Below are 24386 nucleotides of genomic sequence, written 5' to 3' on the forward strand. Positions count from 1 at the left end.
CAGCCCTCCCGGACGGTCCCCGGGCCCGGAGCAGGCAGGGACAACGGACCCTTCGTCCCGTGGTCCGGGGAGCGCCCGTGGTCCGGGGAGGGCCCGCGGTCCGGGAAGGGCGCCCCGCCCGCGAACGCCAGGACCCGGAGCCTACCCTTGGGCAATGTCGGCGGCCATCGCTTTCGCCGTACTCGGCGCCTCGCTCTCGCTCAACGGGGTTTTCAGGGGTTGGGCCTGGCTGGTTCCCGCCATCACCACGGTGTTTGTCGTCGGATTGACCCTGGCTGTGCTTCGTGCCTTGAGGGTCCACCCCGTGCTCACCACTTTGGGCGGCTTGCTCGCCTTGGTGTTCATCCTCGACTTCACCTTCTTCCGGCCGGAAAGCATCGCAGGCTTCATTCCTTCCGGCACGACCCTTGACACGCTGGGCCAATTCCTCAAACGGGCCGGCGAAACGGTCGTATCGGAGACAGCACCCGTCTCCCCGAACGCCGGAATAGTGTTCGTCGCCTGCGCGGGCCTGGGCTTGGTTACTATCCTGATCGATGCCCTGGCGGTCCCGCTCGGAATGCCTGCGACGAGTGGCTTGGGCCTGCTGGTTGTCCTCGTGTTCCCGGCGACGATCAAGCCGCTGGGCGGCGGGCTGCCCGGATTCCTCGCCGCCGCCGTCGGCTTCATCCTGATCCTGGGTTGCAGCCAGTGGTTCGCACCGGACTCGCGGCTGCAGACCGACAACGCCCACGGCACGGGGCAGCTCAAACGGTCCATGGTGATCGGTGGCGTGGCCTTGGTGCTGGGGCTCCTGTTGCCGTTGGCGGTTCCGGGCTTCGAGCGCGGGACGTTTCCGGTCGGTTCGCGGCTGAATCCCTGGGGCGTCTCCAACGGCCTGAACCCCATGATCACGCTCGGCAACAGCCTGCGGAATCCAACCGGCGACGGCAGCATCACCTATGCCACGAGTTCCACGGCCCCGGTGTACTTGCGCTCCGTCACCATTGACAAGTTCGACGGCGATACCTGGGCACCGGACGACCGCGAAGCCTCCCGGCGCATTGGACCGGGACGCATGGCGCCGGACTACCCGCTCCCCTCCGAGCTGGTGCGCCAAGTGACAGTGATCGATACCGGGCAATTCACCAGTCCGTACCTGCCGGTCCCCTATGCGCCGACAGCCGTCAACGGTCTGAGCGGACGCTGGTCATGGGATCCCGCAACGCTCAGCATCCGTGGCGAGGACGGCACCACGAGGAACCAGCAGTACACGGTGTATTCGGCGCTGCCGGCCCTGACGTCCGCAACGTTGAGCCAAGACAACGCCAAGCCCACCTCCATCTCGCAGGATTTCATCCAGCTGCCAAGCAATGTCCCGGACATTGTGAAGAACACCGCCAAGGCAGTGACGGCCGGCGCCGACGGCAACTATGCCAAGGCGATGGCGATCCAGGACTATCTCCGCTCGTCCCAGTTCAGCTACTCCCTGCAGGCTCCGGTCCAGGGAGGTTATGACGGCAACGGCATGTCCGTGCTTGCCGATTTCCTGCAGCAGAAGAGCGGCTATTGCGTGCATTTCGCCTCTGCGATGGCCGTCATGGCGCGGCTGGACGGAATCCCGAGCCGCATCGCCGTGGGCTATGCGCCGGGCCACGCCACAGGGGCCACAGTTGCCGTGGCAGGACAGGAACCCCTGCCGGAGTACCAGGTGGATGCCCGCGATGCCCACGCCTGGCCCGAGCTCTATTTCGAGGGAGTCGGTTGGGTCGCCTTCGAACCAACCCCTTCCCGCGGCGTCGTCCCGCCCTATGCGAGCGAACCTGTCGCACCGGGCGGCCCGAGCACCAACCTGCACGACGAGAACCTGACCCCGGGTTCGCCGACTACCGCGCCGAGCACCGCCGCCGTACCGCCGCTTGCGGGTCCGGGGGTTGGATCGGGCACGGCCACCGGCTCCGCGACCGTTCTTTATGCCACCGCCGCCGCGCTCCTTTTGGCGGTGTTGGCCGCCTCCCCGCGGCTGGTCCGCTCCGGCATCCGGGCGCGGCGCCTGAGGCCGTCACGGGCCAATCAGACCGGTTCGGGGGGTGCGGCCGGTCCGGCCCCGCCCCGGGATGGTCCGGTTCTGGCATGGGCTGAGCTTCAGGACCTCGCCACGGATTACGGTATACCGCCCGTGCCCAGCGAAACGCCGAGGCACTTCGCGGCGCGATTGAGCAACTCGGCTGCGCTCGGAGCCCCGGCGGCGGCAGCGTCGCCGTCGGGAGCCGCCGACTACGCCGGGCAGCACGCGCTTGCATCGCTCACCGGCGACTTCGAACGGCAGCGTTACGGTCCCCCGGCGACCCCGGCGAATACTGCAGCGGAACAAGCGAACACGGCCGGGGACCGGATCGCGGCAGTCCGTGCCGCGTTCCGGCGCAATGCCTCCTGGTTCGCGGTTTTCCGTGCGGATTGGTTCCCGCCGTCGTTGATGTCCAGGTGGTTCCAGCTCTTGTGGTCACCTTTCCGCCGGCTGGGTGGCATTTCCGCCGCGGCAGCACGCCGGGCCGCAGCATCCGTGCAGAGACTGTTCGAAGCCATCCGCTGGCGGCGCTGACCCAACTAATCCCCACCGCCACCCTCGCCTCGCAAGTCCCCGCCGGCTCCCAGCCTTCGCAAGCTCAGGCAGGGACCCTCGCCGGCGGGGCCCCACGGCCAGGGAACCCTGGCGGCGTGGGCCCAGGCAGTAGATGTCGTTCTGGGCGCCGAAAACGACATTAACTGCGAGCTACTTGGGGTTGGAACGCCAAAGGCAGGGCACCGGAACCCAAAGGTCCAGTGCCCTGCCTTCACTCAACGGCAGTTCCCCGTTGCGAGAGGTCCGCCGAAGTTCTACTAGTCGGCGTACGGATCCGCGATGCCGACGTACTGCGTGGTGAGGTATTCCTCGATGCCTTCGAAACCGCCTTCACGGCCCAGGCCGGACTGCTTCACGCCACCGAAAGGTGCTGCGGCGTTGGAGATGACGCCGGCGTTGAGGCCGAGCATGCCGGTCTCGATTCTTTCGCTGACGCGCAGGCCCCGGTTGAGGTCCTTGGTGTAGACGTAGGCGACCAGGCCGTATTCGGTGTTGTTGGCCAGTTTGATGGCTTCGTCTTCGCTCTTGAAGGTGATGATCGGGGCCACCGGTCCGAAGATTTCTTCCTTCAGGATGCGGGCGTCCGCGGACACGTTCTTGAGCACCGTGGGCTGGTAGAAGTAGCCCGGACCGTCCACCGGGGCACCGCCGGTGACGGCGATCGCGCCGTTGGCAACGGCGTCGGACACGAGGGCATGCACGCCGTTGCGGGCCTTGCCGTCGATCAACGGGCCGACCGTGGAGTCCGGCTCGGTACCGCGCGCAGTGTTCAGCGCCGAGATCTTGGCAGCGAACTTATCGGCGAAGGCATCAGCGATGGAGTCGTGCACAATGAAGCGGTTGGCTGCGGTGCAGGCCTCGCCCATGTTGCGCATCTTGGCCGCGACGGCGCCTTCGACGGCCTTGTCCAGGTCCGCGTCCTCGAAGACCACGAACGGTGCGTTGCCGCCGAGTTCCATGGAGCTGCGCAGGACCTTGTCCGCGGCTTCGCGCATGAGGGACTGCCCGACGGCGGTGGAACCCGTGAAGGATATCTTGCGCAGGCGGTCGTCCTTGATGAGGGGCCCGGTGACTGCGCCTGCGGTTGAGGTCTGGATGACGTTGAGCACGCCTGCGGGGAGGCCGGCTTCCTGCATGACCTGTGCGAAGAGCAGGCTGGTCAGCGGGGTCAGGTTGGCGGGCTTGAGCACCATGGTGCAGCCGGCGGCAACCGCCGGGGCAATCTTGCGGGTAGCCATCGCCAGCGGGAAGTTCCACGGAGTGATCAGCAGGCAGGGACCAACCGGCTTCTTCTGGACCAGGATGCGGTTCTTGCCGTCCGGGGCGGCGGAGTAACGGCCGCTGACGCGGACGGCTTCCTCGGAGAACCAGCGCAGGAACTCGGCCCCATAAGCTACTTCGCCGCGGGCTTCAGCCAAGGGCTTGCCCATTTCAAGGGTCATGAGCAGCGCGAAGTCTTCGGCGCGTGCTGTGACCAGCTCGAACGCGCGGCGCAGGATTTCACCACGCTCGCGGGGAGCGGTACGGGCCCAGGAAGCCTGGGCGGCGGCAGCAGCGTCCAGCGCCGCGGCGCCGTCCTCTGCTCCGGCGTCGGAGATGCTGATGAGCACCTTGCCCGTGGCGGGATCCTCGACGTCGAACGTCTTGCCGGATGCCGCAGGCAGCCACTGGCCGTTGATGAGCAGCCCCGTGGGAACGGAGGCGAGAAGTTCGCTTTCGCGATCGGCGGTAACAGTCACAGTGACTCCTTCGTCAGTCGGCGCAGCTTGTAGAGATGCACCAACACTTGATTTTTGTGGAATTACTGTCACGGTACTGCCCGCCGCGAATCAGTGTCTACGCCTTCGCGCACTGCCGCGGGAGCAAGAGTTTGTGCAGTTGCACAGCCTCCGGTTGGAGCGGAAGCTAGCGCGCCGCGAGCACTGCAGAATACAGCTCGCGCTTGCTGATGCGGGCCTCCTCGGCTACTGCGGCCACCGCTTCCTTGAGCCTGATGCCCTTGGCAATGAGTTCATTGACCGCGGCAACATGGTCTTCAGGCTTGCCCGGCGCCTGTTCGGGGGCGCCGGCCACGACGACGGCAATCTCGCCGCGGACCTCGTTGTTTTCCGCCCACTCGAGCAGTTCCCGGACGGTTCCCCGGATGACTTCCTCGTAGGTCTTCGTCAATTCACGGCACACGGCGATGCGGCGGGCCGAACCGAACCGCTCGTGAAGGGCACGGAGCATGGGCTCGAGCCGGTGCGGTGCCTCGAAGAACACCATGGTCCGGCGTTCGTTGCCGAGGTCCGCAAGCCGGGAGCTGCGTTCGCCGGCCTTGCGGGGAAGGAATCCCTCGAAGCAGAACCGGTCCGTGGGCAGCCCCGATAGCGCGAGGGCCGTCAACACGGCGGACGGGCCGGGGAAGGCGGTGACGAAGAGCCCTGCTGCCACGGCTCCCTCCACGAGGCGGAAGCCGGGGTCGGACACTGCGGGCATGCCGGCGTCGCTCACCATGATGATGGTCTTGCCCGCCCGGACGTGATCCAGCAGTTCCTCGGTCTTGGCAGCCTCGTTGTGCTCGTGGTAGCTGATGACCCGGCCGGACACGGTGATGCCGAGCGACTGGACCAGCCGGTGCAGGCGACGGGTGTCCTCTGCGGCGACGATGTCGGCCGTCTGCAACAACTCGATGAGCCGGCTGGAGGCATCGCCGACGTTGCCGATGGGCGTGGCAGCCAGCACGATCCGGCCCACGCCGTCGGGCAGGGCGGGTAGCGCCTGCACTTCAAGAGGCTCCGTCTCCGCCTCAAGGGACTCCGCCGAGTCAGGAAGGGTGGTTTCATCCGGGGAGCTCAGCTGTTCAGTCACCCAACAAGCCTAATGCCCCGGCTCCCGCTTTCAGGGAGCTACCGGAGGCAAAAGGTAGCATGGGCTGAGTGACCGATACCTCCGTGCGCCCCGCCCCGCAAACCTGGTTGATACGGCCCCGGGAGGCTTTCACAGCCGAGGCCCTGCGGACGCGGCTCATTGGCAGCATCCAAAGCTGGCGGGACTATCCGCCGTCGTTGAGGCTGTGGTTCTGGCTGATCCCCACCATTACTGCCGTGATCGGCGGGATCCTGCGTTTCGTCCGCCTCGACGCACCGCACAGCCTCGTCTTCGACGAGACCTACTACGTCAAGGATGCCTACTCGCTCCTGGTCAGCGGATACGAGCGAAGCTGGCCGGACAAGGCCAACGATGCCTTCAATGCAGGCAATCCCAACGTCCTGCTCAACTCCCCCGAGTACGTGGTACATCCCCCGGTAGGGAAATGGATGATTGCCTTCGGGATGTGGCTCTTCGGTGCGGACAATTCCTTCGGCTGGAGGTTTTCCGCGGCCCTGACGGGCACCCTCTCCATCGCCTTGATCGCCCTGATCGCCCTGAAGCTGTTCCGTTCCCACATCCTGGGCGCTGCCGCGGGGCTGCTGCTCGCCGTCGACGGCCACCACCTGGTCATGTCACGGACGTCCCTGCTGGACATCTTCCTGATGTTTTGGCTGCTCGCGGCCTTTGGCGCCCTGCTGATGGATCGCGACGACGGACGGCGACGGCTGGCGGCACGGCTTGCGGCGCTGGCAGGCGCCTCGAAGGACGGCCGCCCGACGCCGTTGCACCTCGCCTCGGGCCCGTGGCTCGGATTCCGATGGTGGCGGCTGGCGGCCGGTGTTTGCCTCGGCCTGGCGGTCGGTACCAAGTGGTCGGCACTGTTCTTCGTGGTTGCTTTCGGCCTGTTGACCGTGTTCTGGGACATGAGCGCACGGCGTATTGCGGGCATCCGGAGCTGGCCCAGCGCCGGGATCATCAAGGACGGCATTCCGGCGTTCTTCACCATGATCCCCGTGGCCGGAGCTGTGTACCTGTCTACATGGACCGGCTGGTTCCTTTCCAAGGACGCCTACTACCGGCACTGGGCGGATACGAATCCCTCCGACGCGTGGGGATGGATTCCCGGGCCGCTGCGCTCCCTGGCGTACTACCATATGGAGGCTTACAACTTCCATCAGGGCCTCAGCTCGCCGCACCCCTATTCGGCGAGTCCGTGGACCTGGCTCGTCATGGGGCGGCCCACGTCGTTCTACTATGAGTCCCCCAAGCAGGGAACCCCCGGCTGCGATCTGCCCAACTGCACTTCGGCGATCCTGTCCGTCGGCAACCCGGTGATCTGGTGGGGTGCCACGATTGCACTCTTCGTGGTGCTGTTCTGGTGGGCGGGACGGCGCGACTGGAGGGCCGGGGCCATCCTGGCCGGCGTCGCTGCAGGGTACTTGCCGTGGTTCATGTATCCGGAGCGCACCATGTTCTACTTCTACGCGCTTTCCTTCGAGCCCTTCCTCGTGCTGGCTCTCGTCTATGGATTGGGACTGGTGCTCGGCAGGAGCGGGGCTCCTCCGTGGCGCCGCCGCTCCGGCCTGTACCTGGTCGGCCTTGTGGTGGTCCTTGCGGTGCTGGTGTCGGCGTTCTTCTATCCGGTATGGACGGCAGAAGTGATCAGCTACCAGGACTGGCGCATGCGTATGTGGATGCCGTCCTGGATCTAAGGGCCTGCCCGGAAGGTCGGGACGGCAAGCACACAAAGAAGCGGCCCGTCTGGGACTGAATATTCCGAGGCAGGCCGCTTTTTCGTTGTTGCGAAGGTGCTACTTCTCCGGTGCGCCGGCCTCCGTGAGGGCCTCCGGGTCGGTATCTGCGCTGTCTTCAGCAGCAGCTTCGTTCTTGGGAGAAAGTCCGCGACGACGGCGGGTAGGCCAGGTGAAGATGAGGGTCAGCAGGGCCGTGATGAAGACCAAGGCGCCGATCGCAATCCCGGAGTCCATCCAGTACTGTCCCGGGAACAAACGGATCAACGTGTCGTCGAGCGCAAATGTCCAGGTGCCGTTGGCGAAGAAGATGTGGTGGAAGTCCGTGAAGAACTGCTGCCAGCCCAGTGCAGCAAGCGTTCCCAGTCCCAGGATGAGCACCAAGGTGACGATCGAACCGGCAAACAGTCCCCGGCGGATCCCGCCCGTGCTTCGCTTGCGCAGATAGATCATTGCGATGATGCCAATGATGATCATGAGGGCGCCGGCACCGAATGCGGAGAGCATCACGGTCTTGACGTCGGCCATGTGGGCAACTTCGCCCTCCTTGAACAGCTTCTCGCCGTTCTGGTTGACGAGCTCGCCCAAGTAGCGTGGCCCGGACCAGTTACTGAGATAGTCCAGGGCATAGGAACCATAGGTCATCCGGTCATCGGCGTTGAAGCCATAGCCGTCGCCCGGGAATCCCGGCCGGTAATACTCCACCCACAGGAACAGCGGGCTCGCCACGGCGCGGATTGCCAGCACCAGGAGGACCACGGGGTAGAAGACGGCCAGCAGGACCTGGAAGATGCGCGGCGCCAGCGGCTTGGCGTTGGCGGCCTGCTCGCGCTCGTGGTTGCGACGTTCCACCTCGGCTTCCGGTGGGCGGACCTGTAGGGCCGACGTCGGCAGGGGCTCTGCGAAGAGGGCCGGTTCCGGCCCGGCCTCCGCAGCCTCGGCGGCTTTGCGGTCTGCCCGGCTCTCCGGCTGTTGTCCTGCGGCGGGCCGTTCGGCGAGAGGCCGTGCAGCTTCGCCTGCAGCTGCCCCTGACGTGGACCCGGCTCCCGGTTTGCCCTCTTCGGGCACCCGCTTCGTCGAAGAGTCCTGGGCGCCGTGAGCGGCCCCTGCCGGGCGTGCGTCAGCGGCCGCGGACTTGGGGGCGGGCTTCATCCATTCGAAGGCCGGCTCATCGCCGTCGTCGTTGATATCCGCGTCCGGGTCTTTGGGGATCGGGCTCTTCTCGGTCACTTCGATTTCACTTCCGTAGGAGTCACATGCCGGAGCAGGAACGGTCTGCTGGCAATCTTCTCTGCCATCGAGCCTACCGTCAGCCCTCGCGGACAGACGATGAGCCACCCCGGGAAACGTCGGATTGCGGCCGGACCCGGGTGCCTCAGGCGGCTATCTCCCGGTAACCGGCGTCGTTTGCGTCCAGGTCGCCTGTGGCGCCGGCACGGAATGCCCGCCCGCCCAGCACCAAGGCATAGACCCAGTATGCCGCGAGAACGAGCGAACCGATGAGGATCTTGGCCCACACGGGAAGCGGGCTGGGCGTCACAAAGGCCTCGACGAGTCCGGAAACGAACAGGACAAGCACCAGGCCCAGGGCCACTGTGATCAGGGAACGCCCCTCTTCCGCCACTGCCTGCATCCTGCGCCGCGGGCCCGGGGAGACCATGGCCCAGAAAATGCGGAGACCGCCCGCGGAGGCGATGAACACGGCCGTCAGCTCCATGAGGCCGTGCGGGAGGATGTAGCTGAAAAACAGATCCATCTTGCCGGTGGCGGCAAAGACTCCCGCAGCGACTCCTACGCCCTGTGCATTCGAGAACAGCATGTACGGCACCCAGAAACCGGTGATGCCCAAGGCCACGGCCTGCGCCCCGATCCAGGCATTGTTGGTCCAGACGGCGCCGGCGAAGGACGCGGCAGGGTTCTCGGAGTAGTAGCCGACGAAGTCATGATCGACGTATTGCTTCACGGCATTGCTGCTTCCGAGGGCCCTCAAGGCGTCCGGGGACGTTCCGATCCAGAGCGTGTAGGCGCCGGCCACAAGGCAGAAGAAAACCCCGCAACAGACCGTGAGCCAGCGCAAGCGGTAGAACGCGGCGGGCAGGGACACCACGAAAAAGCGGGCGAGGTCTTCCATGAAATTCGACCGCGCCCCGGTGAAGCGGGTACGGGCCTGGGCGAGAGCCGCCGACAAAGAGGCGGAGAGTGCGCTCTCCGGGGCCACGGACCGGATGAGGGAAAGGTGTGATGACACCACTTGGTACAAACGCAGAAGCTCGTCGGCTTCACCGCCGTCGAGGCGTCGTTTGTGCGCGAGCTCGTGCAAACGGGACCATTTGGTCCCGTTCACGACAGAGAAGGCATCCATGTCCACGGCACTACCCTAATCCCAACCCTCCCCAAACAGTCCCACATCCACGCAAACCCCTCCTCCGCATCCATGGCCGCGGTTAGACTCGATCCAGCGGGAGCCGTCCGGTCCTGCAGACATCGTGGCAATGCTTGGGGGCGGGCTTGAGTTCGATCATTACCGGCGAGGCCGTGGTCCTTGAACTGCGGCCGGCATCGTTCGGGGCCAGGGCCCTTGGTCTCATGCTCGACGTCGTGGCTCACGTTGTGTTGCTGCTGGGTCTTTTGTTCCTGCTCAGTATGGCTGCACCCCATCTGGACGTGGCCGCGGGTCGCGCGATGGCCTTGTCCAGCGTGGTGCTGTGCCTCGTGGTCGTCCCCGTGGCGGTGGAAACGCTGAGCCGCGGCCGTTCGCTGGGGAAGCTGGCTACCGGGCTCAGGATCGTGCGCGACGACGGCGGATCCATCCGCTTCCGGCACGCGGTGATCCGCGGCTTGATCGGTTTCCTGGAGATCTACGCGACATTCGGCGGATTGGCCATTGCCGTGGCACTGTTCAACGACAAGTCGAAGAGACTCGGAGACGTCGTGGCCGGAACCTATTCGCTCAGGCAGCGCGTTCCCGCTGAACCCAAAATCCTCCCCTATGCCCCTCCGTACCTGCAGGCGTGGGTGGGACTCGCGGATATCGGCAGGGTTCCGGACGGCACGGCGCGGCGGGCATCACAGTTCATCCAGCAGGCCTCACGGATGGCGCCGGACTCACGCGCACACCTGGCCGTGGCCCTCGCGAGCGAACTCGCCGCTTACGTCGCCCCACCGCCGCCGCCCGGAACGACGCCGGAAGGCTACCTGCACGCCGTGTTGGGCGAGCGGCGAAACCGGGACCTGGAACGGCTGCGCCGCGCAGAACAACGCAGCGCCATTGTCGGGGACCGACTCAACAGGCTCCCATTCACGCGCTAGCCAAGCGCGGCACTCACGGCGCGCCCCGCCGTCGGGCACCACTGCGGCACGTCCCGGCAGCGCTCAGCGCTTCGCGTAGCCGGCCCAGGCAATGTTCCAGTCGCCGAAGCCTTCAAGCGGCTCCACGGCGGGGGCGCCGGTGTTCAGGACCTGCAGCACCACATCCCCCGTCCGCATGTTGTTGAAGAACCACGCGGCGTCGGCCGGGAGCAGGCCAACGCAGCCGACGACGAGCGGTGCGTAGTAGCCCTTGTCACCGGGTTTGAGGCCGATGCTGCCGGCGTTGAACTTGGAGTGGCGTTCCCGCTCCATGATTACGGCGTAGCCAGTGGGCGAGAGCCAGTCCGGGCTGCCGAGGGTGACGGGAGCTGTGGTCAGTTGGCGTATTGGGCCCAGGGGATGTTCCAGTCGCCAAAGCCGTCATCGAAATTGGCGTAGTCACCCTGGGTATTGACCACCTGGACGACGTCTCCGGTTGTCATGTTGTCGAACACCCATTTCGCACCGTCAGGTCCCAATCCGATGCAACCGTGGGAGAGGTTCGTGACGCCGATGTACGGCAAGGCCGAGTCGGTGGCCTGGTGGATGAACTCGCCGCTGGGTGTCAGGCGCGTGGCGTAGTTGACGTCAAGCTGTCCGTAGTAGGCCGGATCCCCCGGCTTGAGGCCGATGGTGGAGGCGTCCATGTGCTCTACCCGGTACTTTTCCATGAGGACCAAGTAGCCGCGCGCGGAAGGGAACCTGGTGTCGCCCATGGTGTCCGGCCACTGGCCCACTTGCTGGTCGTTGACACTGACCGTGAACGTGTGGGCAACCGCGTCGGCCACCGCCACCTTCTTATCGCCGATCTTGAAGGTGTTCGTCTTGTTGAAGTTGCCGATCTGGCCGTTGCCGAAGTCCACCCCGAACAGCTTGAGGTCCACGGTGACCGTGCTGTTCGCTGCCCAGAAGTTCTCCGGACGGTAGCGCACCATGGTGTCGCTGAACCAGTGGAAGGCCCCGGCCTGGCCCGACGTGGAGGTGACCTTGATGGCCTTCTCGACGGCGGCTTTGTTGACCACGGGTTCACTGAACGTGAGCTGGAGCGGCTGCGCCACGCCTACCTTCGCCCCGTCCAGGGGGTACATGGCGGCGTCGGCCTCGTTCTGCGTGGAAACCGTCGTGAAGGATCCGGTCTTCGATGTTGCGCGGCCGGCCGCATCTGCAACGGTGTAATTGAAAGTGTAGGAGGAGTTGAATTCGAGGGGCGTGGATGCGGTCCAGCTCAGTCCATCCGGGGTCAACGCACCATCAACGGTCTTTCCCTGGGAACTCGTCAAGGAGACCCTGTCCAGGGTTCCGTCCTTGACGCTGATCGTGACGGGCGCAGCCGGGTTCACTTGCTTGGCCCCGCTCGCAGGCGAGGCAACCACAGTGGCAGGCTTCACGACGGGCAGCACGGCTGCCGCCTCGCTGCGTTCACCTGATGATCCCTCGGACTCGATTGCCGCGCTGGCCGCACGCGGGGCCACTGCAGCAAACGTGCCACTGAGCGCGGCAATGAGGCAGACAACCACGATCCAGGCCACCTTGCGGAACCTGCTTCGCTTCGTCTGCACAGTGTCGTCCAAGCGCACAGTGTCCAAGTACGCAGTGTCCACGTGCCGCGCACCGCCGCTGTCCTGCTCGGTGTCGAAGAGCCGGGCAGCGTCCACATGCTCGAAAGTGTCCGCTTGCTCGCCGTCGGGATTAAGACCCATTCCTGTTTTCTCCAAAACTCACGCCCCCCAAAAAACTCACGCCCCACAACCGCATCCTAAAGGGCGCGGCTTGATATTGGCTGGGAGCCCGCCTCGGCGTGCTCCCAGCCGGTGTTCTTAGTACCGGTAGTGTTCCGGCTTGTACGGCCCGGCAACGTCAAGGTCCAGGTACTCCGCCTGTTCCTTGCTGAGCTCGGTCAGTTCCACGCCCAAAGCATCCAGGTGCAGGCGGGCGACCTTCTCATCAAGGATCTTGGGCAGCACGTAGACCTGGTTCGAATATTCGCGCTCGGCCTCGGGCTGGTCCTTCTTGGTCCACAGTTCGATCTGGGCGATCGTCTGGTTTGCGAAGGAGTTGCTCATGACGAACGAGGGGTGACCGGTGGCGTTGCCCAGGTTCAGGAGGCGGCCTTCGGAAAGCACGATGATCGATCGCTCGTCGCGGCCGTCGGCTGCGGCGAACACCCACTCGTGCACCTGCGGCTTGATTTCCACCTTCTGGACGCCGGGGACCTTTGCCAGTCCGGCCATGTCGATCTCGTTGTCGAAGTGGCCAATGTTGCCCACGATCGCCTTGTTCTTCATGCGGAGCATGTCGGAGGCCATGATGACGTCCTTGTTGCCGGTAGTCGTGATGAAGATGTCGCCCTGTTCCAACACCGAATCCAGCTTGGCCACCTGGTAGCCGTCCATGGCCGCCTGGAGTGCGCAGATGGGGTCGATCTCCGTCACGATCACGCGCGAACCCTGGCCGCGGAGCGCCTCAGCGGCGCCCTTGCCGACGTCGCCATAGCCGCAGACGACGGCGACCTTGCCGCCCATGAGGACATCCGTGGCACGGTTGAGGCCGTCCGGCAGGGAGTGGCGGATGCCGTACTTGTTGTCGAATTTGCTCTTGGTCACCGAGTCGTTGACGTTGATGGCCGGGAAAAGGAGCTTGCCCTGTTCGGCGAGCTGGTAGAGACGGTGCACGCCCGTGGTGGTTTCCTCGCTGACGCCACGGATGCCGGCGGCGATGCGGGTCCACTTCTTCGGGTCGGCGGCAAGGCTCTTCCGCAGGACATCAAGGACGAGTGCGTACTCTTCGGGATCGCTTTCCGTGGCGGTCGGTACCGCGCCCGCAGCTTCGAACTCGACGCCCTGGTGGACCAACAGCGTGGCGTCGCCGCCGTCGTCGAGGATCATGTTGGGGCCTAACTCCGGGTTGGCATCCGCGCCCGGCCAGCTGAGGATCTGCTCGGCGGTCCACCAGTATTCGTCGAGGGTCTCGCCCTTCCAGGCGAATACCGGAACGCCCTGGGGATCCTCGACGGTTCCCTTGCCGACCACGACGGCGGCAGCGGCCTCGTCCTGCGTGGAGAAGATGTTGCACGAGGCCCACCGGACCTCGGCGCCGAGGGCCGTCAGCGTCTCGATGAGCACCGCGGTCTGCACGGTCATGTGCAGGGATCCCGCAATGCGTGCGCCCTTGAGCGGCTGGCTCGGACCGAATTCGGCGCGCAGCGACATGAGGCCCGGCATTTCGTGCTCGGCCAGGCGAATCTGGTGGCGCCCGGCCTCAGCCAGGGAGATGTCTGCAACCTTGTAGTCGAAAGTCATGGAAGTCCTTTGGAAGTACCGAATGGTCAAGTCAGGTGGGGCTCAGGCGTCGCGGGGACCGTCGTGCTGGTCTGAGGCCGCGGCGTTGGCGGCGGCAAGCAGCTCCGGGGGCAGCAGCAAGGGGATTCCGTCCTGGATGGCATAGCGGAGCTTCTCACCCGAAGCGGCCGCGGCCGTCGACACAAGTTCCTCGCCGTCCTGCTCCAGCGGGGACCCGGTGACAGGGCACCGCAGGATGGACAACAATTCAGGACTGACCTTTGGCATGGTTGAAGCTCCCTGGATGGCATCTCGCGGACGCCGCTTTGGACAGATATGGCAGCTTCCAGAGTACAACCCGGCGGCGTCGCGCACGGTGTCACAAAGCTCGTCACCCAGGGAGCGGCGACACATAGGGCGACACACAAGGTCAGGGGACGCGCAGTTACTGTCGTCCAGGGTTCAGGAAGGATCGCGCAGGATGCGCAGGTGGCGCCTGGTTCCCTCTGGAGGGACCGGCCCGTCAAAGGGGGCGCGGATTGTGCGCTGTTCCGACGCGGCCGGCACCGATGCGGCTTCGCGCACGGCGTTCGCCAGGGCAAGGAGATCGTCCGGCCCGGGCTGGGGCGGGGAGGACGGCATCGCGAGCCGCATGACTTCCCAACCCCTCGGCACAGTCAGCGACTCGGCGTGCTGCGCGCACAGATCGTAGGAATGCGGCTCGGCATACGTGGCCAACGGACCCAGCACCGCCGTGGACTCGGCGTAGACGTACGTCAAAGTAGCCACCGCGGATTGGCGGCAGGCTGATCTGGAACACTGACGAATTGCACCCACAACATCCCAGATTAGCCGCACTTCCCCGCGGCGCGGTGCATTGCCCCTTTGCGCGCATTATGTCGCGTTGGCGGAATCACGGGTCTAGAGTCGATATATGCAGTCACAGCACCACGTTCCGGGCTTCACAGTCCGTTTGTCCGACACCGGGGACAGCCAGGAAACGACGACGGCGGGCACATCCGCACGCGGCTTCAGGGAGCGCCGAAGGAACCGCCACGGGCGGGGGTTGCGCGGGGAAATCATACTTCCCAACCTTCCCGGCTACCGGACGCGTGCCGAAAGGTTCGACGACCTCGTGCTCGATTCCGCCGAACGGCTGCAGGACATGTGGGGCAAACGGCTCGACGGCGTCGCGTTCGCCGTCGACGAGATCCCGCCGAACCTTGAGCAGCTGGTGGCCGAGGGAACCGCGGCACCGCTGGGTTCATACACCCCGGCGGCTCACGGCGCAGGACCCGTCATCACCATCTATCGGCGCGTCGTCGAGCACACTACCGGCGGCCGCGAGGACCTCCAGGACCTGGTGCACGACGTCGTCGTCGAGTACACCGCGGAGATGCTCGGAGTGCCGCCGGAGACCCTGGACCCCGTTTACCGCCGTCGTTATCAGTAACCCAGCGTGACCTGTACTTTTTCGTGCCCGGCCGCGCCATCCTGGATGGTCAGGACCGAAACCCCGGGTTGATCGCCCTGGCCAAGCACGAGCGCACCATAGGCCGCGTCGCCTGCCGCCGACACGATGTAGCCCGAGACCGCGGCGCCGTCGGACTTATCCGGAACGCCGATGACCGCGGTGGTTCCGCCGGCGATATCGACCGTTTGCGCCTTGTGTACCTTGCCGTCCGAGGTGACCGGCGTGTAACTGACCGTGGCCCGGCCCGTCGGCACGCCGAAGCTGAGGAAGCGGGTCCCGCTTTGGGGCACCGCCATCACATGCTGGCTGCCCAAACGGACCGCGGCCGGAGACCAAGCGAAATCAACGGGGTCCTCGGCCTTGAGCCCCCGCGTTACGCGGGAGGACGCTGCGAAGGAAACATCCGAAGTAGCGCTCACGGTATACATGCCGGCCGGGACGCCCGTGAGCGGCACTTCGGTAACCGAACCCGCTTTGGCGGTCACCGCTCCCCCGCCGGGCAAAGCGCGCTGGCCGTTCGGCCCGAACAAACGCACGTCCACCACAGCGTCCACCGGACCGGGGACCGTGATCTGCAAGGCCGGAACGACGTCGGCAAAACCGGGCTTGTCCGCGAGTGACTTCACGGCGGACGGGTCCTGGACGTCCACCCCGGTCATGACCTGGGAATCGGCGGCGCCGGCACCGGGAGTAATGACCTCGACACCACCGGCAGTGAGGCCTCGGAGAACGCTCTGCTGGATGGTTGCTGCGACCGGGCCGCCGCTGCTGCGCAGATGCACCGAGAGCTGACCTTCGTTCGGGGCAAGTCCGGCCAAGTTGATGGACCGGGTGGCTCCCGGCGAAACCAGCAAGCCACGGCTGTCCGGGGCTTGGATCTGTCCATGGGCACCGAACAGCTCGAGATTGACGGTAGCCGGCGTGCCCGAGGCATTGCTGATATTCAAAACCGCCGTTCGCCCCAGTGCGGTGTTTGCTCCCAGGAGCCATGCATCGTTGACCGGCTGCTGGCAGGGTGCCGCCGCCAGTCCGCGGAGGTCGCCGTCGCTCGCGGTGTAGCTCATCAAACCCGCTACTGCAGCCTTCTGGCCGCTGATGGGATCGGCGTCCACCACGGTGACGTCGCCCGCGGGCCTCTGGGCCACGACGCCGGCGTTCAGCACGGGAGGCCCCGACGCCGGGGGTTGGGTGGCGGCGGGGGGCTTGGCAATGTCGGCGATCGCTGAGCCACCGAGCGAGGCGAGATTGCTCCCGGGAACGGATCCGGAGGCGTCACTGAGCACCAGCGCATCCAGGAAGCTCTTTGCCGAACGCGAAACAGGGCTGAACTGGTTGTCAGTGCCCGTGGCGGTTCCCTCGGGGAGCCGCGGAGGTGCCGGACACACTGCGGTTGTCCTGCCCGCCGGGACATCCGCGAGGGACATGTCCAGCGTTTTGCTTCCCGACGGGGACGGCAGGATGGATGCTGCCGACACCATCCCGGCCCCTGCGGCAAGGAGCAACGTCGCGGAAAGCGCTCCCAACACAACGGCCTTGTTCTTGTTCCCGGTTTTGCGCTGGCCGCGCTTCCTCGACCCCGCTTTGAGTTCGGGTGCCGGGCCTTGGTTGTCAGACACTGCTGTACTCCTTACGGAGGGAGTTTCGTTCCTTCAGGAGGCTGGCTTTCGGCCTGCGGGCAGGCATGGGGATGGCCAGCAGGACGGTCAATCCGATCACTACGGCCTGAAGAATGCTGAGCCAAGGCTCCCAAACGGTGGTGTAGCGGATCTCGATCTGGCCGCCTGTAGACGGCAAGGTGAATGCTTGGGCCCATCCGGACGTCGTCGGGCTCAGTTGGCGGCCGTCCAACCAAGCGCTCCAACCGGCGTCTGCCCGCTCAGCGAGCACTACCAGGCGTCCGTCCCCGCCTGCCGGGATGTTGCCGGCGGCAGAGGTTCCGAGCGAGGGCAAGAGGGCAACAACGGCGCCCTTGGCATCCACCACCCTGACGCGGTGCGCCGTCTCGGCGTCGGCTGCGGCGGCTTGGTTGAGCGGCGTGACCCGCCACAGCCACCCCGAATCGGTTTTGCCCACAGCCACCAGGCCGGGAACGGAATCGATCCGGTTGGCCGTCAGCTGGGCAGCTGTGTCGGCTGACTTCAGAACCACGAATCCGGCACCGAGCTGCTCAAGGCCGGGCCGGGGGTCCACGCCTGTTCCCGCGACAATCGTGGCTACGGCGTTACGGATGGACGCGGTAGCGTCGTCGTCGGCCACGAGGCGTTCCTGTCCGGGTGATCCCACGATGGAACGTCCCGCCGCGATAGTCGAGAGCGAGTCCAAGGTAGTGCCGGCTCCGCGCATGAGGGATGACGTGTAGCCACCGTTCTCACCGGCGGTGATGACCAGCGTACGCGTCTGTTCCGGCCCCTGGCCGTGGTCGACGGCGGTGGCCGGCAAGGTGCCCTGCCCTGAGGGCTGGACCAGGCGCGGCGTGCCAAGCGCCCCGCCGGCCGAAGCCGAGGTGTCGGCGCTGGCCAGGACATTCTGGGTTGCCCACAGGCCCATGCTGGCCAGGGGGCCGGCAATGAGGAGAAGCGTTGCTACAGCGGAGACGATTCGCACTGCTGCGCGCTGGACCGGGCGGCCATCCTCTGCCTTGGCTTTCAGCTGCAGGAGGCTATCGGCGCCGATCAACGCCGCTCCCAGGAACGCGAACCCGGCTGCGGAAACTGCCGGCCCCGTGAAGGGTGCGACGAGCAGGTTGCCCTCGACACCAGTCGCCACATGTCCGGCGAGCCATGCCCAGGCGAGGAGCAAAAGGGCCCCGGCCCAGAGGAAACGCGTGACGCGCGACCGCCTTCCGGGCACAAAGAGTGCGGCAATTGCCAGGAGCAGGACCGGGGCACCGAGCAGCAGGGCAAGCGCCAGCGCCCACGGAATACCCGACGGGCCGAATAGTGCCAAGCCGGCCAAACCGCCGTTGACGTCGAATTTCAACGGTTGGCCAAGCAATTGCTGCCACAACGGTGCGGCTTCGAACCCCAGGGGGAGGCCTGGATCGGCCAGCATGGTGCGGGGCCGTTCAAGGACCGAGAGGACGTACGGTGCAAAGAGCGCGGCGCTCGGAAGGAGTGACCACCAAATGGTCCGCCCGCGCCGCCCCAAGGCGATGCCGCAAAAAACAATGAGGACTGCAAAAGGAGGCAGCAGGGACGGTGCAGAGGCCGTCACCAAAGCCAGCGCCAGGCCGGCCGCGGCAGCAGCCGTCCACGATGGAGTGCCGTTGACGCCCGGCTTGCCCGTCAACGGCTTGGCTGCGGCGTAGCCGGATGGCTGGATCCGTTGGTGATTCAGCGCCGCGTCCCGGCCCAGGGCCGATCCAGTGGCCCGGAAGAGGGCCAGCACCAGCAGGGGCATCGCCACGTGGGCCAGGAGGGCGCCGGCCCTTCCTTGGTTCAATGCGACTTGGAGGGCCGGCGCTCCGGCCCAGATCAGCGCCGCAATGAAACGGTAGCGGCGCAGCGTGGTCATCGCGCCCGCGGCAAACCAGGCGCCCAGGCCTGACAGCGGCATGGCCAGCAACAACAGCCACACGATGGCTGCGCTGGAGGCGCCTCCTCCGAGCAATGACACAAGCCAGAGGATGTAGGCGAAGGGATCCCCGTGTCCGGGCAAGCCTGCACCCAGGCCAATCCACCACGTGGACGCGGACCGCCAGATGTCGCCTGCGGCGGACAACGGCAAGAGGCCTCCGCCCGTCACCCCGTTTGCCCCCAGGAGCCCCAACAGCCCCACGATGGAAGCGGCCAGCGCAACAAATCCGGCGGCCGCTGCGCCCGTGCCGATCCAACCCCGCTCATTCGTTGCGAGGGCCACGAAATCGTCACCGGCGTCGCCGCTCGGTTCCGGAGCCAGGGAATCCGTCTCCTGGAATTCGTCTGCGCCAATCGCCTCGACGAGGGAGCGGCGGTGGGCCCAAACCTCGCGCCGCGGAGTCTGCAGACCCTTGACCATCGACCGTGGCACGCGCCGCGTACGGGCAGCATTCCGCCTGGAACGCCAAACCGCCCCGGGACGGCCGAGCGCCGCAACGGTCGCGCCAAGCTGGGAAATTCCGTGACCGGGCTCTTTGACCAGGATGCTCAAGACGAGCCTGGCCATGCTTCCGAGCAACGCGCCGAGCGCGTGCAGCGGAACCTTCCAGGACGATGCGTGGGTGAGCCTCAAATGGACTTGGCTCTTGCGTGCGGCCGCAGGTGTCGCCAGGCTGTGGGGACGGTGCTCCACATGGAACATGCGCGCCGCCGGAACCACAACAACCCTGTTGCCCGCAAGCCAGTTGCGCCAGCAGAAATCGACGTCGTCTCCCACGCCCGGAAGCGCGGGGTCGAAGCCGCCCAGCTGCTCCCATGCATCGCGGCGGATCAGCATGCCTGCGGAATTCACCGCGAACGTGTCCGTGCGTCCGTCGTACTGGCCCTGGTCGAGTTCGTCAGCCTCAATGAGCGTCAGCCGTTCGGCCCAGCGGCTCGTGGACAGGCCGGCGTCGATGAGCCTGCGTTCCGCATTCCAGGCCAACTGCTTGCAACCGGCCACAGTGACCGAAGGAGCGCGCTCGACTGCCTGAAGCAGCTCGGCGAGTGCCTCCGGGGCGGGAGCGGCGTCGTCGTGCAACAACCAGATCCATTCCACGGTGCCCTGCTCCTGCGGAGGAGCGGAACGGGCCAGGCCGGCCATGACGGCCGCACCGAAACCTACTTTGTGCTCGCCCGTGCTGGTGACATTGGCCTTGCCGAGAGCCCGCTGCAGCAACGCGGCGGACTTGTCGCGGGAGCCCGTATCAATGCCAATGGCGGCATCTGCCGGACGCGTTTGGTCCAGCAGAGCCGCCAGGGTTCTGGGGAGATAGTTACCGCCGTCATGCGAGACGACGACGGCGGTAACGTGTACTGCCTTGAGAATCAGACCGCTCGCTTCCTCAGCCTGCGGCGTTCACGCTCGGAGAGCCCGCCCCAGATACCAAAACGTTCATCGTTGGCGAGTGCGTATTCAAGGCACTGCGAACGGACATTGCACGCACCGCAAACCTTTTTGGCATCCCGCGTGGAGCCGCCCTTCTCGGGGAAGAACGCCTCCGGGTCCGTCTGGGCGCACAAGGCGTCCGTCTGCCAGCCGAGTTCGCCTTCGTCGTCGAAGTCTCCCTGGCCCGGAAGCCCGATCCACACCGGCTGGGCCGGATTGTCGAGCGGACGGCGCAGCTCCATGGGGGGATCGTCAAGATCGTCCTCCGGATCTACCGGCGCGCCTCCCACAAGAGCCTCGTGGGCAGCAAGAAAGGCTGTTGCCTTGTCTTCCAGCGACTCCCGAGTGGTCTCTATATAGCGGTCCGCCGCCTGCGGATCTGCCGGGTCAACATACCAATCCCCCGGAACTTCGCGCGACCGGTACTTCACCGACGCATAGTCCGCGACGACTGCATCTTCCTGGATACGCAACGCTTGCCCCATGGCGTCCCTCCTGATGTGTGCAGCTGCTGCCGTGCTCATTCGGTACTCGGTTATGTACCCGATACTCCCGCAGCGGCGTTCGATATCTAATTACACGCGTGTAACTACCGTGCCGTCAAGCCACGCCGGGATAATAATCAACTTTCCGTACTAACTACCGTCACGCCACGCCCGCGATTTTTTCGCCCCACCCGCGCACACCCGGCGAAAAACGGAAGCTTCACATCACTTAAGATGTATTTTCATTGAATTTCAGGGAAATCACTTGACCCCTTGAGCGCCGTCCTGTCGCCACCCCTTTGGCCCCATGTGTTGCAACTCACACGGCCCCGACGGCGGGCCGGACGCCCCGTGGCAAGATGTAGCCATGAGCACCCCCGCGATGAACCTGATGGCAGCCCTGCGTTCCGGACACGCCACATCCCCACGCCTGACCTGGTACGGGCCGGACGCCGAACGGGTGGAGCTCTCGGGGCGGGTCCTGGACAATTGGGTGGCCAAGACCAGCAACCTGCTCCAGGACGAGTTCGACGCCGAACCAGGCATGAGCCTTCGCTTGGACCTGCCAGCCCATTGGAAATCCCTTGTGTGGGCGCTGGCCGGGTGGCAGCTGGGCATGGAACTGGTGCTCGACGGCGGCAGCGCCGATTTGCTTGTCACGGACACCCCCGACGTCGGAGCGGGAGCCGGCTTTGACGCCGTCGTCGCCGTGCCGCTTGCGGCACTCGCGATGCGCTGGCCGGGAGAGCTGCCGGTCGGCGTCGTGGACTACGCGGCTGAAGTCCGCTCCCACGGCGACGTGTTCATGGCGCACGCCGAACCGGACGCCGCACTTCCGGCCCTGCGCCGCCCTGAAACCGGACACTCGCACGGCGAATTGCTGGACAGCTTCGCCAAGGAACATGACGCCGGCGTCCGCCTGCTGGTCCGCGCGGCTGACGGTTTGGAGTCGGCCCTCGCGGACGCACTGGGTGCGTGGAACAAAGACGGTTCAGTAGTCCTGGTGCACCCGGACGTTGCCGTCACCCAGCATCTGCTGGACAACGAGCGCGTCAGCGGCGCTTGACCGCGTCTTCGCCTTCATCGGAGCTAGCCGCGGCGCTTGCGGCATGGATGGCCTTGGCCTTGGCCTTGTGGTGGGCTTCGATGATCTCGTGGTCATGCGAGAAGGCCGGCTCTTCGTCGAGCTCCTTGTTGAACACCAGGAAGCGGTAGGCAAAGAAGCGCACCACGGTGGCCACGAGGATGCCGACCACTCCGGCAGCGAACAGGACATTTTTGTCCTGGATGTTCATGCCGTATTTGGCAATGGCGGTCAGGCCGGTGGAGATACCAATGCCAATGCCGTTGATGATGATGAACATCACGAACTCGCGCACCACGTTCGCCTGGCGACGGTGGCGGAAGGTCCAGAAGCGGTTGGCGATCCAGGAGAATACCGTGGCCACGGTGGCGCCGACGAAACGGGCCTTCGCCTCACTGTCCGACATCGGGCCGTGCATGAGATAGTAGGTCAAACCGTTATCTATGACGAACGCAACACCGCCGACAGCGCCGAACTTCGCTACTTCGCGCCAAAAGAGCGAGGCGAGCCCGCGCATGCGATCTGCAAGTGTGTTGATCATGACCCTCCATGGCCGTTGTTCTAGGGGGCCGATGGGCCGAAGCCTCCATTTTAGCTCCGATTTCTTGGAGCTTGCCCAATTATTCCGTGCCAGCGGCCTCGAACCGGGTCCCACGGACCCGGCGGCGCGCAGAATCTGGGAACCAGCTGCTGGTTCGGTAGGCTGAACCTTGTGACTTTTCCTGTAATCGGCGTGGTGGGCGGCGGCCAGCTCGCACGAATGATGGCCCCGGCCGCAACCGCTCTTGGCTTTGAACTTCGGGTCCTTGCCGAAGGTGAGGACGTTTCCGCGGTCCAGGCCGTGGCAACGGCTCCCGTCGGCGACTACAAGGACCTCGCCGCCCTCCTTGAATTCTCGGAGGGCTTGGACGTCATGACCTTCGACCACGAGCACGTCCCCACCGAGCACCTGAGGGCGCTGATCGAGGCCGGAGTCAACGTCCAGCCCGGCCCTGATGCCCTGGTGCACGCGCAGGACAAACTCGTGATGCGAGCCGCGATCGACCGCCTCGGGCTCCCCAATCCGGCGTGGGCTGCCGTCCACGGCGCCGAAGACCTCGTGGCTTTCGGCGAACAGACCGGCTGGCCGATCGTCTTGAAGACCCCCCGCGGGGGCTATGACGGCAAGGGCGTGCGCATCGTCCATTCCGCCGACGACGCCCGGAGCACGACGGACTGGTTCGAAGCCATGAGCCCGCTATTAGCCGAAGAGAAGGTTGACTTCAGCCGCGAGCTCTCCGCGCTCGTTGCGAGGACCCCCGACGGCGAATCCCGCGCTTGGCCGGTTGTCCACACCGTCCAGGTGGACGGCGTCTGCGACGAAGTGATCGCGCCGGCCCAGGACATTCCCGTGGAGGTCGCTGCGGCGGCCGAAGAGGCAGCGCTGCGAATTGCCAATGAACTCGGAGTCACGGGCGTCATGGCGGCGGAGCTCTTCGAAACGCCCGGCGTCGGAGTCGGGTTCCTGGTCAACGAACTCGCCATGCGGCCGCACAACACCGGCCACTGGACGCAGGACGGCTCCGTCACCAGCCAGTTTGAACAACATTTGCGCGCTGTCCTCAACCTCCCGCTCGGTGCCACCGACGCCCTGGGTGCGGTGGTTGTCATGAAGAACTTCCTGGGCGGCGACAACCAGGACCTCTACAGCGCTTACCCCCAGGCCCTCGCCTACGAACCGGCTGCAAAGGTCCACTGCTACGGCAAGTCCGTGCGGGCCGGCCGCAAGGTCGGGCACGTGAACCTCGTCGGCAACTCGACTGCAGACGTCGCCTCCATCCGACACCGCGCCACCGTTGTGGCCGACATCATCCGCAACGGCCGCATGCCGGCCGAGACCACCTCCGGAGAAACCGCATGAGCGTAGATAACACCGATGCCGAAAACGCGGGTGCGGCGAACGCAACCCCGATCGTAGGACTCGTCATGGGCTCCGACTCCGACTGGCCCGTCATGGAAGCTGCAGCGGACGCCCTGGCCGAATTCGGCATCCCCTTCGAAGCCGACGTCGTCTCCGCCCACCGCATGCCCACGGAAATGATCCGCTACGGCCAGAACGCCCACGAGCGCGGCATCCGCGTCATCATCGCCGGAGCAGGCGGCGCAGCCCACCTGCCGGGCATGCTCGCCTCCGTCACCCCGCTGCCCGTCATCGGCGTCCCGGTACCGCTGAAGACCCTGGATGGCATGGATTCCTTGCTGTCCATCGTTCAGATGCCCGCCGGCGTTCCCGTGGCTACCGTCTCCATCGGCGGCGCCCGCAACGCCGGCCTCCTGGCCGTGCGCGTGCTGGCGTCCGGAACCGATGAGCTGGCCGTCCGGCTTCGCGGCGAGCTGCTCGAATTCGCCCGGGAGCTCAACAACACCGCCACCGAAAAAGGGGCCAGGCTCCGCGACAAGGTCGCCGAAGTCTTCTCCACCGCGAACGTCTCCGCCCGCAGCAGCCGCTAAGAGCCCGGGCAGCCGCT

Annotated in this window: 20 protein-coding genes; 7 read left to right on the forward strand and 13 right to left on the reverse strand. The window is 65.8% G+C overall.

Features of this window, described 5'->3' with window-relative positions; all coding sequences use genetic code 11:
* The first annotated feature begins 154 nt into the window (after positions 1-154).
* A complete protein-coding gene (locus ABH924_RS13170; RefSeq protein WP_404499414.1) occupies positions 155-2581 on the forward strand; it encodes a transglutaminaseTgpA domain-containing protein in 2427 nt (808 codons plus the stop codon).
* Positions 2582-2859: 278 nt separating this feature from the next.
* Here ABH924_RS13170 and ABH924_RS13175 read toward each other — a convergent pair whose 3' ends face one another.
* Both ABH924_RS13175 and rsmI read right to left on the reverse strand, forming a co-directional pair.
* Positions 2860-4341 carry an NAD-dependent succinate-semialdehyde dehydrogenase gene (locus ABH924_RS13175; protein ID WP_234750872.1) on the reverse strand — a complete coding sequence of 494 codons (1482 nt, stop codon included), beginning with the start codon at positions 4339-4341 and terminating at the stop codon, positions 2860-2862.
* 166 nt (positions 4342-4507) lie between these two features.
* Entirely contained in the window at positions 4508-5368 is an 861-nt protein-coding gene (rsmI, locus tag ABH924_RS13180) for a 16S rRNA (cytidine(1402)-2'-O)-methyltransferase (protein WP_404499463.1), read from the reverse strand.
* A 152-nt stretch (positions 5369-5520) separates the two neighbouring features.
* On the opposite strand from rsmI, the gene ABH924_RS13185 reads away from it, so the two are divergent.
* Positions 5521-7167: a dolichyl-phosphate-mannose--protein mannosyltransferase gene (locus ABH924_RS13185; RefSeq protein WP_404499416.1), complete on the forward strand. Its 1647-nt coding sequence runs from the start codon at positions 5521-5523 to the stop codon at positions 7165-7167.
* Positions 7168-7266: 99 nt separating this feature from the next.
* On the opposite strand, the gene ABH924_RS13190 is transcribed toward ABH924_RS13185, so the two are convergent.
* Complete coding sequence (locus ABH924_RS13190) at positions 7267-8436, reverse strand: TIGR01906 family membrane protein (protein WP_404499418.1); 1170 nt, start codon at positions 8434-8436, stop codon at positions 7267-7269.
* 145 nt (positions 8437-8581) lie between these two features.
* The gene (locus tag ABH924_RS13195) at positions 8582-9574 is read right to left on the reverse strand and encodes a stage II sporulation protein M (RefSeq protein WP_404499420.1); all 993 of its coding nucleotides are present in this window, start codon (positions 9572-9574) and stop codon (positions 8582-8584) included.
* A gap of 140 nt (positions 9575-9714) precedes the next feature.
* Between ABH924_RS13195 and ABH924_RS13200 the strand changes: the two genes are divergently transcribed.
* Entirely contained in the window at positions 9715-10515 is an 801-nt protein-coding gene (locus tag ABH924_RS13200) for an RDD family protein (protein WP_404499422.1), read from the forward strand.
* A 63-nt stretch (positions 10516-10578) separates the two neighbouring features.
* Here ABH924_RS13200 and ABH924_RS13205 read toward each other — a convergent pair whose 3' ends face one another.
* The 5 genes from ABH924_RS13205 to ABH924_RS13225 all read right to left on the reverse strand — a co-directional run bounded on the left by ABH924_RS13205 (position 10579) and on the right by ABH924_RS13225 (position 14669).
* On the reverse strand, positions 10579-10827 hold the full coding sequence (locus ABH924_RS13205; protein ID WP_404499424.1) for a hypothetical protein: 249 nt from the start codon (positions 10825-10827) through the stop codon (positions 10579-10581).
* Between the two features lie 62 nt (positions 10828-10889).
* Positions 10890-12125: an Ig-like domain-containing protein gene (locus ABH924_RS13210; RefSeq protein ID WP_404499465.1), complete on the reverse strand. Its 1236-nt coding sequence runs from the start codon at positions 12123-12125 to the stop codon at positions 10890-10892.
* Positions 12126-12371: 246 nt separating this feature from the next.
* Entirely contained in the window at positions 12372-13853 is a 1482-nt protein-coding gene (gene ahcY / locus ABH924_RS13215) for an adenosylhomocysteinase (RefSeq protein ID WP_404499426.1), read from the reverse strand.
* 42 nt (positions 13854-13895) lie between these two features.
* The gene (locus tag ABH924_RS13220; RefSeq protein WP_234750879.1) at positions 13896-14120 is read right to left on the reverse strand and encodes a Trm112 family protein; all 225 of its coding nucleotides are present in this window, start codon (positions 14118-14120) and stop codon (positions 13896-13898) included.
* Between the two features lie 174 nt (positions 14121-14294).
* Positions 14295-14669: a DUF3499 domain-containing protein gene (locus ABH924_RS13225; RefSeq protein WP_404499428.1), complete on the reverse strand. Its 375-nt coding sequence runs from the start codon at positions 14667-14669 to the stop codon at positions 14295-14297.
* 97 nt (positions 14670-14766) lie between these two features.
* Here ABH924_RS13225 and ABH924_RS13230 point away from each other — a divergent pair, with 97 nt between their 5' ends.
* Positions 14767-15285 carry a metallopeptidase family protein gene (locus ABH924_RS13230; RefSeq protein ID WP_404499430.1) on the forward strand — a complete coding sequence of 173 codons (519 nt, stop codon included), beginning with the start codon at positions 14767-14769 and terminating at the stop codon, positions 15283-15285.
* Here ABH924_RS13230 and ABH924_RS13235 read toward each other — a convergent pair.
* The 3 genes from ABH924_RS13235 to ABH924_RS13245 are packed head-to-tail and all read right to left on the reverse strand — an operon-like array spanning position 15279 to position 20795.
* Positions 15279-16922 (reverse strand): DUF5719 family protein, encoded by a 1644-nt coding sequence (locus ABH924_RS13235; RefSeq protein ID WP_404499432.1) that lies wholly within the window; start codon positions 16920-16922, stop codon positions 15279-15281. The genes ABH924_RS13230 and ABH924_RS13235 overlap by 7 nt on opposite strands.
* Positions 16915-20250 (reverse strand): glycosyltransferase, encoded by a 3336-nt coding sequence (locus ABH924_RS13240; RefSeq protein ID WP_404499467.1) that lies wholly within the window; start codon positions 20248-20250, stop codon positions 16915-16917. Before ABH924_RS13240 ends, ABH924_RS13235 begins: the two co-directional genes overlap by 8 nt.
* Positions 20250-20795, reverse strand: a complete 546-nt coding sequence (locus ABH924_RS13245; RefSeq protein WP_404499469.1) for a WhiB family transcriptional regulator — start codon at positions 20793-20795, stop codon at positions 20250-20252. The genes ABH924_RS13240 and ABH924_RS13245 overlap by 1 nt, the downstream gene beginning before the upstream one ends.
* A gap of 367 nt (positions 20796-21162) precedes the next feature.
* On the opposite strand from ABH924_RS13245, the gene ABH924_RS13250 reads away from it, so the two are divergent.
* Positions 21163-21861, forward strand: coding sequence for a TIGR03089 family protein (locus ABH924_RS13250; protein WP_404499434.1), 699 nt, complete (start codon positions 21163-21165; stop codon positions 21859-21861).
* On the opposite strand, the gene ABH924_RS13255 is transcribed toward ABH924_RS13250, so the two are convergent.
* Positions 21848-22420: a GtrA family protein gene (locus ABH924_RS13255; RefSeq protein WP_404499436.1), complete on the reverse strand. Its 573-nt coding sequence runs from the start codon at positions 22418-22420 to the stop codon at positions 21848-21850. The two genes, ABH924_RS13250 and ABH924_RS13255, sit on opposite strands and share 14 nt — an antisense overlap.
* A gap of 171 nt (positions 22421-22591) precedes the next feature.
* Between ABH924_RS13255 and ABH924_RS13260 the strand changes: the two genes are divergently transcribed.
* Both ABH924_RS13260 and purE read left to right on the forward strand, forming a co-directional pair.
* Complete coding sequence (locus tag ABH924_RS13260) at positions 22592-23779, forward strand: 5-(carboxyamino)imidazole ribonucleotide synthase (protein ID WP_404499438.1); 1188 nt, start codon at positions 22592-22594, stop codon at positions 23777-23779.
* On the forward strand, positions 23776-24369 hold the full coding sequence (gene purE, locus ABH924_RS13265; protein ID WP_404499440.1) for a 5-(carboxyamino)imidazole ribonucleotide mutase: 594 nt from the start codon (positions 23776-23778) through the stop codon (positions 24367-24369). Before ABH924_RS13260 ends, purE begins: the two co-directional genes overlap by 4 nt.
* The last annotated feature ends 17 nt before the right edge of the window (positions 24370-24386 follow it).

This window comes from Arthrobacter sp. GAS37, assembly GCF_044908325.1.
GTDB classification, from domain to species: domain Bacteria; phylum Actinomycetota; class Actinomycetes; order Actinomycetales; family Micrococcaceae; genus Arthrobacter; species Arthrobacter ramosus.